We start from the raw sequence: 12,579 nt of genomic DNA, 5'->3' as shown, positions 1-12,579 counted from the left end.
CAGGTCACAGCCCTGCCCCGTCGGTTTGAGGAATACCCCCGGGGGTGTGTACCGTTCGGCTCGTCGAGATACCCCACCGGGTATCGACCATCTCACTGAGGGGACCAGTTCGTGAGCAGCCGTACGCCCGAAGTTGATGTCGCCCAGCTCGCCGCCGCCGTGGACCAAGGCGCCGTGGTGGTCGATGTTCGTGAGCGTGGCGAGTATGCCCAGGTGCACGTCCCGGGCGCCGTGCTCATCCCGATGGGCCAGCTCACCGCACGCATGGGCGAGCTCGACAAGACCGCACCCGTGTACGTCGTCTGCGCGACCGGAAACCGGTCCAGCGCGATGACCGACCTGCTGCGCGCCGCCGGCTTCGAGGCCTACTCCGTCTCCGGCGGCACCCAAGCCTGGGTCGCGTCCGGCCGCGCCGTCGGAGTCGGCCTGTGATTCCCGACCTGTTCGACATCCCCGCACCTGAGCCGACCGACTCGAAGGAGACCTCCGAGATGACCGACCTGAATGACCTGACCATCCTCACCATCGAGACCCCTACCCTCGGTGACCGCGGCTACCTGGTCCATGACGGCTCCGTCGCGTTCGTCGTCGACCCCCAGCGCGACATCGACCGTGTGCTGGACCTGCTCGACGAGCACCAGGTCCGCCTCACCCACGTCGCGGAAACGCACCTCCACAACGATTTTGTCACCGGTGGCTACGCCCTCGCGGAGCACACCGGTGCGGCCTACCTCGTCAATGGCGAGGATGACGTCTCCTTCTCCCGCACCCCCGTAGCGGACGGAGACGTCATCGAGGTGGGTGAACGTATGCGCCTCACCGCGCTGGCAACCCCCGGCCACACGTTCACCCACCTCTCCTACGCGTTGACCGACGCCGCAACCGGCAGGCAGGTGGCTGTGTTCACCGGCGGGTCGCTGCTCTTTGGCGCCACCGGTCGCCCCGACCTCCTCGGCGAGGAGCACACCCACGACCTGGTGCACCACCAGCACGCGTCCGCGCGCAAGCTCGCGAAACTGCTGCCTGACGACGCCGAAGTGTTGCCCACCCACGGGTTCGGGTCGTTCTGCTCCGCCAGCCAGTCGGATGCGACGGCCTCGACCATCGGGCAGGAGAAGAAGTCCAACCCGGTCCTCACCCAGGACGAGCAGACCTACGTCGACGAGCTCCTGGCGGGCCTCGGCCCGTACCCGGCCTACTACGCGCACATGGCACCAGCCAACGTGGCCGGCCCGTCGGCACCCGACCTGTCGCCGCCTGCGAAGGCCGACGCCATCCAGCTGCGTCGCCGCATCGAGGCCGGCGAGTGGGTTGTCGACCTGCGCACCCGCACCGCGTTCGCGGCCGGTCACGCACCGGGCACCCTCAACTTCGGACTCGACGGCGGCTTCGTGACGTACCTCGGCTGGCTCATCCCGTGGGGCACCCCCGTCACGCTGCTCGGCGAGAGCGCCGACGACGTCGCCGAAGCACAGCGCGAGCTGGTACGCATCGGCATCGACCGGCCCGCAGCCCATGCCACCGGCGGGCCCGACGACTGGTCCGACCGCGAGCTGACCTCGTTCCCCACCGCCACGTTCGCTGACCTCGCCCAGGTCCGTCACCACCGCGACGTCGTCGTCCTGGACGTCCGCCGCGCCGACGAGCACGACAAGGCCCGGATCGCTGGCGCCGTGAACGTGCCCATCCACGAGCTGCCCCAGCGTCTGGCCGACGTCCCGGCCGGCGAGGTGTGGGTTCACTGTGCCGGCGGCTACCGAGCCTCCGTTGCGGCGTCCTTCCTCTCCGCTGCCGGGCGGAACCTCGTCGCCGTCGACGACAGCTTCGACAACGCCGAGAAGGTCGGACTCCACCTCGTTGGACCCGACGTGGAGTCCCACTCCGAGTCCCACGCCGGGTCACCGGCGTGACGTTCGCGCTCCTGGCCGCCGCCGTCGCCGGCGCGCTCATCGGGCTCAGCCTGGGAGCGCTCGGCGGCGGCGGCTCCATCCTCGCGGTCCCCGTGCTCCTCGCGCTGGGACAGAGCGCGACGCAGGCCACCACCGGGTCCCTGGTCGTCGTCGGTGTCACCTCCCTCGCAGGAGCCGTGACCGCTTACCGCGCGGGGAACGTCCTCCTGGCGCGCGGCGTCGCGTTCGGTGCCGTCGCCATCGGCGGCGCGGTTGTCGGGGCGCATGCGTCCGCGGCCGCGCCTGAGCCGGTGCTGCTGGCCGCGTTCGCGGGCCTGATGCTTGTCGTGGCCGGCCTGATGACGGCCCGTCAGGTACGCAGCCGCCGCGGCGCCTCCGCGGGCTCGCACGTCGACCGGCCCCGGCTGGACGACCCCATCATCACGTTCAGCCCGACCTTCATGTGCCAGTGCCCGCGAGCCCTCAAGTTGCTCGTCACCGCGACCGCGGTCGGCCTGCTCACCGGTTTTCTCGGCGTCGGCGGCGGGTTCCTCGTCGTCCCCGCCCTGACCCTCGCCCTGGCGCTCCCCATGGGCTACGCCGCCGGCACGTCGCTGGTCGTCATCGCCATCACCAGCACCGCTGCCCTCGCCACCCGTGCCGGCACCGGCATCGCGCCCGACTGGTGGCTCGTCGCCGCCCTCACCGTCACCGCCGTCGGCGGCTCCGTCGCCGGCGCCCGTCTGGCCGCCCGAACCGACACCGCCCGGCTCTCCGCCGCCTTCACCGGCCTGGTCCTCATCGTCGCCGCTTACACCGTAGCGACGGCCATCCCGGCCCTCATCTGACCCCTCATATGACCTCTCGTCTGACCCTTTCGCCCCCGACACAGAAACGAGTTCTCTCATGACGTCGACGGCCACCCGCCGCCACGCCCAGACCCCGCCCGACGCTGACCCGTACGGCATGGGCTACCGCCCCGGTCCCCTCGGTCGGCTCGGCCTGTGGGTCACCCACCACCGCAAGGCCACCGCCCTGGTGTGGCTGCTCCTCGTCATCGGCCTCGGCGCCTTCGCTCCCAAGGTCGAAGCCAACCTGTCGGGTGCCGGCTGGCAGGCCGACGGCTCCGAGTCCGTCGCCGTGCGCGAGCTCGCCACCAAGAACTTCGGCGGCAACGCGAGCTCCGCCATCCAGGTCGTCATCCACTCAGGCGGCGGCCCCGTCACCAAGGGCACCGGTGCTGACGTCATCGACGAGGTCACCACCATCCTCAAGGACGAGCCCCGCATCGCCGACGTCGTCGCACCCCAGCCCGGCGCCACCTTGAGCCAGGACGGCGAGACCGCCGTCATCCTCGCCGGCGCCGGCGCCGACCCCAACGAGATGGTCCGCGTCGCCGACGACCTCAAGGCCGAGCTCGAGGCCCTCTCCGGGAACGGCATCGAGGTCAACCCGACCGGGGCGTCCCTGCTGTGGTCGGACTTCAACGAGGCCAACCTCGACGCCATGCTCAAGTCCGAGATGGTCTCGTGGCCCGTCACCCTGGCCATCCTCGTCCTCGCGTTCGGTGCCCTCGTCGCCGCCGGCCTGCCGCTCATCTTGACCCTCGCGGGGCTCGTCGCCTCGGCGGGCTCACTGGTGCTCATCAACGAGCTCGTCCCGGTGTCCATCTGGGCGATGAACTTCGCCATGATGTTCGCCCTCGCGCTCGGCATCGACTACGCCCTGTTCCTGGTCGTTCGCTTCCGTGCCGCCCGCATGGGCCACCACGAGACGCCACGCCAGGCCATCGCCGAGACGATGGACACCGCCGGCAAGGCCGTCCTCCTCTCCGGCGCCACCGTCCTCGTGTCCCTGACCGCAGTGATGCTGGTGCCGTCACCGGCGTTCCGGTCGATGGCCGGCGGCATCATGCTCGCCGTCGTCTTCGTCCTCGCCGCCACCCTCACCCTGCTCCCGCTCGTGCTGTTCAAGCTCGACGACCGCATCAACAAGGGCGCGCTCAAGTGGGTCCACTCCGGTGAGCACCGCTCGGCCAGGTTCGCCGCCTGGGGCGAGCGCCTGTGGAAGCGACCCATCGCGTTCGGGCTCGCGTCCCTGGTCGTCCTCCTCGTCCTCGCCGCCCCCGTCCTCGGCCTCAAGACCGCGATGCCGTCCATCCAGGTACTTCCCGATGACGCCAGTGCACGCATCGGCTACAACCAGGTCCAGGACGCGTTCGGTGACGGAGCTCCCGGCACCCTCCAGATCGTCACCGACGCCTCCGACGCCAAGGCCACCGCCAAGGTCCTCACCGCCGACCCCGGCATCGCCGGCGCCATGCCCGCCCAGCCCGCCTCCGACGGCAGCGACGCCGACCTGGTGCTCATCCAGGCCGTCCCGACCGTCGACCCGTCCGACCTCGAGCTCTCCACCACCGTCGACCGGCTCCGTGCCGACCTGCCCGACTCCGCCCTCGTGGGTGGCGCCGCGGTCGAGAACCTCGACCTCAAGACCCAGCTCGACGACTCCACCCCGCTCGTCATCGGCGTCGTCCTCGCCCTCGGATTCCTGCTGCTGCTCATCGCCCTGCAGGCGCCGCTCATCTCACTGCTTGGCACGCTCGCCAGCCTGCTGTCGACCGCCGCCGCGTTCGGCGTCGCCCGCCTCGTGTTCCAAGAAGGGATCGGCGCCGACTTCCTCGGGTTCGAGTCCCAAGGGTTCCTCGACGCATGGGCGCCGGTGTTCTTCTTCGCGATGATCTTCGCCATCGCCATGGACTACACCGTCTTCCTCCTCGCCTCCGCCAAGGAGCACTACGAGAAGTCCGGCGACCCCAAGGAAGCCATGGTCGGCTCGCTCGCCCACTCCGGACGCGTCATCTTCGCCGCCGGCGCCGTCATGGTCGCCGTGTTCTTCACCTTCGCGCTCTCCGGCCCCCTGCCCCCCAAGGAGATGGGCATCGTCCTCGGCGTCGCCGTGCTCCTCGACGCGTTCCTCGTCCGCCTCGTCCTGCTACCCGTGATGCTCCGCCTCACCGGCAAGGCCGCCTGGTGGACCCCCCGCTGGCTCACCCGGGTGCTGCCGAAAATCACGTTCTCGCACGGCTGAGCCTGTATCGACGCCTCACATCCCGCACACACACCCTCAGAACGGAGCACCTCATGTGCCGACCAACTCGATGCAAGACCTGCGGCAAGACCACCTGGGCCGGCTGCGGCCAGCACGTCAGCCAGGTCAAGGCGGGCGTCCCCGCCAAGGACTGGTGCGACGGCCAGCACACACCGGCCGAGAAAGCGGCCGCCGGTTCCGGCGGCGGCTTCCTCTCGAAGCTCTTCGGCCGCTGACCCCCTGAACCGGTGGGGGCGCGCACTCCCCCCGGCGCGCCCCCACCACCTCCACCCGCAAACTTCACTGACAGGACCCCTGATGAACCTCGACCGCGCCGTCCTCGGCCTCGCCGGAACCATGACCGTTGCAAGCGTTGCGCTCGCTGTCTTCGTCTCCACATGGTGGTTGCTGCTCACCGCGTTTGTCGGCCTCAACCTGCTTCAAGCCAGCGTCACCGGGTTCTGCCCGGCCGCCGCCGTCTTCCGCCGGTTCGGCGTCGAAGCCGGCTGCGCCCTGCGCTGAGGTCCGTCCACCGAACGTTCGCACCCCGCCGCGAGAAGTTCGTCGTCTCAGGGATCGTTGCGCGGAGCGTGACCAGAAGCCGATCCGCTTGCGGGACTCCTCCTTCACCGTCCGAGCGACCGGGTCTCAGGAATTTCCTTGGATTTCGGGGGGACGCTGTTTGACCTGTGCAAACGTAACGCGGGCTGCCGCGTCCCCCCGCCCTTCGACGGCCCAGGGGGACGCATAGGGGGACGCTGAGCCGCCACGCTGCGGCCGTGACCAAAGTCAGTGGCGTCAAGGTGTCCGATTCGTGCGCCTCGCGGTTGCTTATCCGTGGCGTGAGGATGTTGCGACGACTCTCGGCCCACGCCGCGCGGTACGCAACGACATGGTCATGTCTGGCTTCCGGGGTGATCCGTATACCTCAGGTCGGGGTGCTCGATCGTCTTGAGGTAGCGGGTGGCGCCTTCGACGCTGAGTCCGAAGAGGTCGTAGATGCGGCGTACGTCGCCGCCGGTGGCGTGGATCTCGTGCAGGATGCGGTCCTCTCGCAGGGCGCGCGGGCGGATGCGGCTGTCCCTCCAGGGAAAGGACGGACCGCCGGGGACGAGACGTGGCGCGGTGCGTCGGTTGATGAGCAGGTGCGGGTTCGCGGTGGCCGGCCAAGTGCGGTTGCGGTGGTCGAGCCAGGCGCTCAGCCGTGTCCTCACGGGTGCGGCGAGTGGGATGTCGCGGCCATCGAGGTGGAGGCGGCCGTCAACGATGTCGCTCAGCTGCAGCTCACGGACCTGCTTGCCGGTCAGCCCGTGGAAGGCCACCACAGCGACGGCCAGCGCGACGGCCGGGTTCGGCGAGTCGAGCTCGGCGCGGATCAAGGCGGGGTCCAGCGGCAGCGGGAGGGTCGTCGGCACGCGGGTCAGGTCGATGCCGCGCATGGGGTTGGTGAAGACGAGTCGGCGGCCTTTGAGGATCTTGAACAGCGACTTCAGGCCGATCTCGGCGAAGTGGCGTTGGCTGGTGCTGGGAGGCAGGGCCGCGAGGGCGGCCAGGATGTCGTCGGTGCTGATCTCGGCGAACGACTGGCGCCCGGTTTCGACCCATCCCTGTACGACGGGCGCGAGACCTTGGATGTGGATCTCGACGGTCTCGGGTTCGCGGGGCAGCTGGCGTGGTGCTTGTCGGGATCCGCCGAGCATGATCTGAAGCCACAACTGAAGGTGATTGCGCATCGTGTCCGGGAGGGCTCCGGACGCGATGAACTTGGCGTTGAAGTACCGCTCGACCCGGGTCGGGACGTCCTCGATCAGGAGCCCGGCTTCCGCGAGGACGTCGAGGGTGGATGTGATGGTGCCGTCGTAGCGGCGCAACGCCACGACGTCACTGGCGCGGACCTTCGCGGTGGGAGTAGGACGCAGGATCTGCAGCAGCCGCAGGGACTGGATCACGGCATTGCGCTGCCTGACGCTCCAGCCATAGCGGCGGGCGTGATCGGCGACGATGGCCGCGCAGTACCGGGTCAGTTCGCTGTCCTCGACCAGGAGGCGTTGGCGCAGCACCTCGGGGTCGGGGTGCATGTCGAACAGGGTCAGCTGTTCGAGCGCGTGGTCGTCGAAGCTGGTGCCGGGCTGGCAGGGCAGCTGGTTCTTGTTCTTCGTCGACCAGCGATGGTCCCAGCGGACGTAGTCGGGCAGCGGTGTCACGCGCCGCTTGAAGACCATGTTCGCGAAGAAAAGTTGCTGGCTGTCCTTGCTCGCCGCGGCGACGTCGGGTGCTCGGCCGGGTTCCTGTTCGAAGCGGGCATTCTCGAGGCACAGGCGACAGGCTTGACGGTCGCTGACGTGGCTGGTGCGGCCGCAGCAGGCGCAGGTGCCTTTCGGGTAGTGGCTCTGCCACCAGCGACACGACCAGCAGGTCCAGTTGTGGCGGGGGTAGACGCCCCAGGCCAGGCAGCCCTTGCAGGATCCGATGTGCTCGGGGCTGCGGGGATGGCACCGGCTGCACAGGCCCTGGCTGAAGTAGTCGGTTCGTGTGCGGCAGCGGTTGCACGGTGGAGCCGTGAATGGCCCGCCTGGCAGGCACTGGTAGCAGAAGTCGACCCTGGGGCTGGTCCACGCGACGCGGTTGCTCTGGCAGGCGTTGCACTTGGGCGGCAGCCGCAACGCGGCGTTGGGTCCGGGCGCGGGCATCTCGATCGTCTCGTGCTCGTCGTGTCCGTGAGCGGTGGGGGTGCGGGCTACAGCGGTGGGGTCGAGCGGGGCTTGCCGAGCCGCGGTGTGACCGCCGGTGGCGTGCCGCCGTTGCCGTTCGGATCGCCATGGCCGTTTCCGCCGTTGCCGTTGGCTGCGTCGGTGTTGCGGGGACGCCGCGCGGCGACCTTGTCCGGCTCGGTTTTCATCAGGTCGTTCGGGGTGCATTCGAGCACGGCGCACAGCACGTCGAGCTCTTCGAGGCGCATCGTCGGCGGGGTCCCGGCCCACCACGACGACATCTTCCCGGCGGAGATCTCGAGCCCGGCATCTGCCAGCATCCGCCGCAGCTCTGCGGACTTCCAGATCCCTCGTTCGGCGGCCCGAAGCCGCAGGCTCCACTGCATCTGGATCCTCTCCTTCAGTGCACTAGTCGGGTCAGTTCGATCAGTCGATATGGAGGCCCAAGCGGGCCTCGACGCGGTCGCTCGCGCTGTTCCACGCGCGCTCGATGTGGTCACTGCGGACGTGAAGGTACCCCGAGGTCGTCGCCAACCACTGGTGCCCAAGCAACTCCTGGAGCGCCTTGATGTCCATCCCGGCCGCGTACAGCGACGAGGCGCAGTAGTGCCGCAGCACGTGTGGCGTCATCCGCCCCGACCACGCCGGCAACCATTCGTCGACCTGGATTCCCAGGGCGCGGCGCAGCGCGTTCGCGCCGACACGTCCGCACCGGTCCAAGTCGCGGTCGAACCGCTCAGACGGCAGCAGCGGCGCGTCCGGGGCGGCCCAATCCTCGCCGTACTGCGGGCGGACCTCGGCCAGCCACCAGTCGATCAACTGGTTCGCGCCGTTGATCGCCGGCACCAGCCGTGGCTTTGGCCCGCGGCCGCCGGAGCCCTTGCCGTGGCGGACGTGGAGCTTGCCGAACTCACCCAGATCGGGGCGCCAGTCGCGGATGTCGAGCATGACGGTCTCGTTGATCCGCAGCCCGAGTCGGCGCCACAGCGAGGCGGCGAAGTAGTCGCGGGCCGCCGGCCGGTACTTGCGCGCCTGCGTGACCGACCCGCGCCACGCGGTGAACAGCGAGTCGATCTCCTCATCCGAGGGCGGCACCCGGACCTTGCCCAGCGACGCCCCCGACTGGCGGTTGAACTCATCGATCGGCTGCTCGACCAAGACACCGGTCGCGCGGCGGATCGTGCCCTCGTAGCGGGCGATCACGAAGTCGTAGAAGCCCGCCAGCGCGCCGGCCTTGCCCGCGCGGGTCGACACGCTGAGTCCCCGCCGGCGCTGCTGGGCCAAGAAGGCGTCCGCGTCCGCGCAGGTGGCCTCCCACAGGGGAGTCGACAGCGAGCGAGCGAACTCGATGACGATCGCCCGAGTCCCCCCGATGTGGCGGTCCGTCAGACCTGCTGCGGACATCGCCAGTGCGTACTGGTCAACGAGCGCCTGCTCGAAGTCCTGGACCGCCTGCGTACCTATCAGTGCCGGTCCAGCAGCGCTGCCACCCGGCAATGCCACCAAGCCCATCAGTCACCATCTTCAAGCGAGACGATCATGCGTCGACAGTACATCGAAACCATCAGCCAGAGTGACGAGTCTTCAATTCAAGTGCTGACGAGTGTCGAACCGGCACGACCTGCACGAACTCAGATCAGGGCCTCCGGGCGTCCGATCGAACCTGAGTTCCTAGAGACAGCCGCCTGAAGCGCGCGCGATCTCGGGACTGACCTGTCATGAAGAAGCTGCTCCTCGCGGGACTGCCCGTCCTGATCATCTTCATGGGGCTTCCGCTCCTCGTCAGCTTGATGGTGGTGATGAGCACCACCGCGGCCGCCGAGTGCCGCACGCAGACCAACCAGACCGGACCCACCGAGCTCGGTGACCTCGGTGCCATCGACGGCCCGGTGGGCGGCCCGGTCAAGGGCAAAATCACCATGGCGCAGGCCAACATCCCGCGCCGCTCCGGCCTCGACGGGTTCCGGGCCTCGATGCCCAAGGTGCTGTCCAAGAACCCGGAGTTCGTCACCCTCAACGAGGCCGGCGGCTGGAGCCTGGCGCAGATCGAAGCAGCTGCTCCCGGCTACTCCGCCTTCCGGGTGGAGGCAGCCGCCGGCACCGGCGCCGGTGCCGAGCAGGCCATGGGCAACGTCGTGCTCTGGAAGAGCTCGACCTGGACGAAGGTCAACGGCGGCCGGGTCCAGCTCGTCGACGACGACAAGACCTTCTACGACGGCCGCCCCGTCACCTGGGACCGCTTCGCGACGTGGGTGATGCTGCGCCGCCCCGACGGCGCCGTGGTCTCGGTGGTCTCCACCCACCACATGACCAACCCGCACCGCTGGCCGAAGCAGCACGGCAACCCGCCGCTGACCCGGCCCCAGCAGTACGGCGCCGGCATGGACATCCTGCTGCAGCTGCGCAACTCCCTGGCCGCCCACGGCCCGGTGCTGATCGGCGGCGACATGAACACCCAGGCCTCCTACACCGACATCCCTTGGACGGCGGCCGCGAAGATGAAGGCTGCCGGCTACGGCTGGCACAACCACGGCGTCGACTTCATCTTCTTCCCCCACCACCAGGGCGCCCGCCTCGAGCAGGGCTGGGACGGCACGATGGTGTCGGACCACCACTGGCTCTCGGCTCGCATCGCGATGAACGGCGCCGGCCCGGAGACGACCCCGGAGACCACCACCACGACCGGTGGGACTGTGCCCGCGGCGCACACCGCACGGAAGGCCGAGCCGCCGGCCGGCGACGTGCTCGCCCAGCTGATGCGCCTGCGGTTCGCGTCCAACTACCCGACCATGACGGCCGAGCAGGCCCGCAACGCGATCACCATCGCCCAGGTCGCCCGCGACCTCGAGATTCCCCGCTACGGGCTGCAGATCGCGATCGCCACCGCGATCCAGGAGTCCAAGCTGGTCAACCTCACCGGCGGCGACCGCGACTCCGGCGGCCTGTTCCAGCAGCGCCCCTCGGCCGGCTGGGGCAGCCGCGCCGAGGTCACCAACCCGGTGCTCGCCGCGCGGGCCTTCTTCGGCGAGGCCCAGCACACCGGCAACCCCGGCCTCCTCGACATCCCCGGCTGGCAGAACATGCCGCTCACCCAGGCCGCCCAGGCCGTGCAGCGCTCCGGCTACCCCGACGCCTACGCCCAGTGGGAGAACGTCGCCGGCGACATCACCGACCTGCTCGGCGGCGACCTTCCCGACCTCCCCAACGACGGCTCCACCACCAACGTCTCCAACTGCCAGAACGACACCGTCAACCCGATCACGGTCGGCACCCTCAACCTGCTCGGCGCCGGCCACACCGACAAGCCGGGAGAGCGGCCCGGATACGACACCTGGGACAAGCGCCTGCCCGGCGCCATGCGCACGATCGAGAACGCCGGCGTCACCATCGCCGGCCTCCAGGAGGTGCACGGACCGCAGGCCAAGGCCCTGGAGAACCAGTACGCCGCCAAGTGGGGGATCTACCCGGCCAGCGGGAAGGCACAGAACCGGGTCATCTGGGACCGCAACGAGTGGAACCAGACCGACGCCCGCCTCGTCAACATCCCCTACTTCAACGGCCATGACGTCGGCATGCCGCTGGTCCAGCTGACCGGCAAGGCCGACGGCCCCAGCGCCGGGCAGGTGATCTGGGTCTGGAGCATCCACAACCCCGCCAACACCCACGGCAACGCCGCGGCGCACCGCAAGGAAGCGCTGCGCCGCCAGGCCGCCACCATGACCGAGCTCGCCGGCACCGGCACCCCGGCCATCATCCTCGGCGACTTCAACGACGGCGAGGACGGCAACAACTCCTCGCACTGCGCGCTGACCCCCGAGCTGAGCAACGCCTTCGGTGGCTCGGCCGAGCCCTGCAAGAAGCCCAAGCAGGATGCGCCGATCGACCACGTCTACGGGGCCAACCTCACCTGGGCCGGCGCCCAGGTCGACAACAGCACCAAGGCCAACAAGATCGCCGACCACCCTCTCGTGACCGCCACCACCGCCGGCAGCAGCGCCGGGTGCGCCGTGGCCACCGACACCAGCTACAACCTCGGTCCGGTCAAGCCCCAGCTGACCCAGCTGGTCAACATCCTCGGCCCCATGTTCGACATCAAGACCGTCGGCGGCTACCGCGAGAGCGCTACCGACCCCAACGGCCACCCGGCAGGTCTGGCGGCCGACTTCATGGTGCCGCTCAACGCGGCGGGCCGCGCGCAGGGCGATCGCCTCGCCACCTACGCCAAGGCCAATGCCCAGAAGCTCGGCATCGACTACATCATCTGGTACCAGCGGATCTGGTCGGTCGCCCGCGCCGGCGAGGGCTGGCGGCCGATGGAGGACCGCGGCAGCGCTACCGAGAACCACCTCGACCACGTGCACATCAACGTCAAGCCCGGCGCCTCGGTCCAGCCGGTCGGCCTCGAGGGCGCCTCCTGCGACGAGGTCGTCTATCCGGTGCCCGCGCAGTACGTCGGGACCGACAACCACAACTGGCACGAGACCGGCCCCTACTGGTCCAAGTGGCACACCGGCACCGACTTCTCCGCACCCTGCGGAACCACCGTCTACGCCGCCCACGCCGGCACCATCGAGATCGACACCACGCAGCGTTCCTGGGCTGGGCCTCAGCTGGTCAAGGTCACCACCGGCGCCGGATCCCTGACCACCTGGTACGCCCACATGCAGACCGTCACCGTGAGCCGAGGCCAGACGGTCGCCGCCGGCGAGCCGATCGGGCAGGTCGGCAAGGAGGGCAACGTCTCCGGCTGCCACCTCCACTTCGAGGTCCACCTCAAGAACGGCTCCATCTACGGCCCCGACAACGTCGACCCCTCGACCTGGCTCACAGAGAACGCATCGCCCCCGAGCCGCCCAATCTGATGGCCCTGTGATCGCACCGAAGCCCTG

The 12,579-nt window shown here is 69.5% G+C and carries 10 protein-coding genes; 7 read left to right on the top strand and 3 right to left on the bottom strand.

The genetic code is table 11. The features are described 5' to 3' along the window. Positions 1-111: 111 nt before the first annotated feature. The 6 genes from ACYQ1K_RS13985 (at position 112) to ACYQ1K_RS13960 (ending at position 5,501) form a co-directional block, all read left to right on the top strand. Complete coding sequence (locus ACYQ1K_RS13985) at positions 112-432, top strand: rhodanese-like domain-containing protein (protein ID WP_343905889.1); 321 nt, start codon at positions 112-114, stop codon at positions 430-432. Between the two features lie 59 nt (positions 433-491). Beyond that, positions 492-1,910 (top strand): MBL fold metallo-hydrolase, encoded by a 1,419-nt coding sequence (locus ACYQ1K_RS13980; protein ID WP_343905887.1) that lies wholly within the window; start codon positions 492-494, stop codon positions 1,908-1,910. Then, on the top strand, positions 1,907-2,737 hold the full coding sequence (locus ACYQ1K_RS13975; RefSeq protein WP_343905885.1) for a sulfite exporter TauE/SafE family protein: 831 nt from the start codon (positions 1,907-1,909) through the stop codon (positions 2,735-2,737). Before ACYQ1K_RS13980 ends, ACYQ1K_RS13975 begins: the two co-directional genes overlap by 4 nt. 58 nt (positions 2,738-2,795) lie before the next feature. Then, positions 2,796-4,979, top strand: a complete 2,184-nt coding sequence (locus ACYQ1K_RS13970; protein ID WP_343905883.1) for an MMPL family transporter — start codon at positions 2,796-2,798, stop codon at positions 4,977-4,979. A gap of 53 nt (positions 4,980-5,032) precedes the next feature. Then, positions 5,033-5,215: a hypothetical protein gene (locus tag ACYQ1K_RS13965; RefSeq protein WP_193591305.1), complete on the top strand. Its 183-nt coding sequence runs from the start codon at positions 5,033-5,035 to the stop codon at positions 5,213-5,215. An 82-nt stretch (positions 5,216-5,297) separates the two neighbouring features. Further along, a complete protein-coding gene (locus tag ACYQ1K_RS13960; protein ID WP_343905879.1) occupies positions 5,298-5,501 on the top strand; it encodes a YgaP family membrane protein in 204 nt (67 codons plus the stop codon). Between the two features lie 374 nt (positions 5,502-5,875). Here ACYQ1K_RS13960 and ACYQ1K_RS13955 read toward each other — a convergent pair whose 3' ends face one another. The 3 genes from ACYQ1K_RS13955 to ACYQ1K_RS13945 are packed head-to-tail and all read right to left on the bottom strand — an operon-like array spanning position 5,876 to position 9,202. After that, positions 5,876-7,669: a site-specific integrase gene (locus ACYQ1K_RS13955; RefSeq protein ID WP_193671127.1), complete on the bottom strand. Its 1,794-nt coding sequence runs from the start codon at positions 7,667-7,669 to the stop codon at positions 5,876-5,878. A 47-nt stretch (positions 7,670-7,716) separates the two neighbouring features. Next, complete coding sequence (locus ACYQ1K_RS13950; protein WP_193671128.1) at positions 7,717-8,076, bottom strand: helix-turn-helix domain-containing protein; 360 nt, start codon at positions 8,074-8,076, stop codon at positions 7,717-7,719. A gap of 40 nt (positions 8,077-8,116) precedes the next feature. Next, positions 8,117-9,202 (bottom strand): tyrosine-type recombinase/integrase, encoded by a 1,086-nt coding sequence (locus ACYQ1K_RS13945; RefSeq protein WP_284536477.1) that lies wholly within the window; start codon positions 9,200-9,202, stop codon positions 8,117-8,119. A gap of 206 nt (positions 9,203-9,408) precedes the next feature. On the opposite strand from ACYQ1K_RS13945, the gene ACYQ1K_RS13940 reads away from it, so the two are divergent. After that, positions 9,409-12,552, top strand: a complete 3,144-nt coding sequence (locus ACYQ1K_RS13940; RefSeq protein WP_459983661.1) for a VldE C-terminal domain-containing protein — start codon at positions 9,409-9,411, stop codon at positions 12,550-12,552. Positions 12,553-12,579: the final 27 nt, after the last annotated feature.

Source organism: Nocardioides sp. AN3 (assembly GCF_054653495.1).
This window is presented reverse-complemented; position numbering and strand designations above follow the sequence as displayed.

Coding starts and splice junctions, on each gene's coding strand:
- ACYQ1K_RS13980 (WP_343905887.1), top strand. CDS start 492: ATGACCGACCTGAATGACCTGACCATCCTCACCATCGAGACCCCTACC.
- ACYQ1K_RS13970 (WP_343905883.1), top strand. CDS start 2,796: ATGACGTCGACGGCCACCCGCCGCCACGCCCAGACCCCGCCCGACGCT.
- ACYQ1K_RS13965 (WP_193591305.1), top strand. CDS start 5,033: ATGTGCCGACCAACTCGATGCAAGACCTGCGGCAAGACCACCTGGGCC.
- ACYQ1K_RS13960 (WP_343905879.1), top strand. CDS start 5,298: ATGAACCTCGACCGCGCCGTCCTCGGCCTCGCCGGAACCATGACCGTT.
- ACYQ1K_RS13955 (WP_193671127.1), bottom strand. CDS start 7,669: ATGCCCGCGCCCGGACCCAACGCCGCGTTGCGGCTGCCGCCCAAGTGC.
- ACYQ1K_RS13950 (WP_193671128.1), bottom strand. CDS start 8,076: ATGCAGTGGAGCCTGCGGCTTCGGGCCGCCGAACGAGGGATCTGGAAG.
- ACYQ1K_RS13945 (WP_284536477.1), bottom strand. CDS start 9,202: ATGGGCTTGGTGGCATTGCCGGGTGGCAGCGCTGCTGGACCGGCACTG.
- ACYQ1K_RS13940 (WP_459983661.1), top strand. CDS start 9,409: ATGAAGAAGCTGCTCCTCGCGGGACTGCCCGTCCTGATCATCTTCATG.